General features: G+C 69.3%; 1 protein-coding gene. It reads right to left on the bottom strand.

Translation table 11 applies throughout. From position 1 onward, the window contains the following. A partial coding sequence (locus ACFFIA_RS40610) for a beta-ketoacyl synthase N-terminal-like domain-containing protein (RefSeq protein ID WP_377262136.1) occupies positions 1–544 on the bottom strand: 544 nt, incomplete at both ends.

The following is a 544-nucleotide window of genomic DNA, read 5'->3' on the forward strand; positions in this document are numbered from 1 at the left end:
CTTCAACGACCCCAACCACAACGGACGCCCAGCAGGCCGACCCCGCCCATACGTCGCGAGCAACGCCTGCGCCTCGATCGGATCACCCAACACCGTCCCCGTGCCGTGACCCTCCACCACATCCACATCAACGCCGTCAACACCCGCATCCCTCAACGCATCCCGGATCACCCGCTGCTGCGACGGACCATTCGGCGCGCTGAAGCCGCTGCTCGCGCCGTCCTGGTTGACCGCGCTGCCGCGCACCACCGCCAGCACCTGGCGGCCGTTGCGCACCGCATCCGACAGCCGCTCCACGACAAGGACGCCGGCGCCTTCGGACCACGCCGTGCCGTCGGCCGCGTCGGCGTACGACTTGCACCGGCCGTCCGGGGCCAGTCCGCGTTGAGCGGAGAACTCCACGAATGCTGCCGGTGTCGACATGACGGTGACGCCGCCGACCAACGCCAGCGAACACTCCCCCCGCCGCAAACTCTGCACCGCCAAATGCAACGCCACCAACGACGACGAACACGCCGTATCCACCGACAACGCCGGGCCCTCC

Source organism: Phytohabitans kaempferiae, from assembly GCF_042433955.1.
Classification (GTDB): Bacteria; Actinomycetota; Actinomycetes; order Mycobacteriales; family Micromonosporaceae; genus Phytohabitans; species Phytohabitans kaempferiae.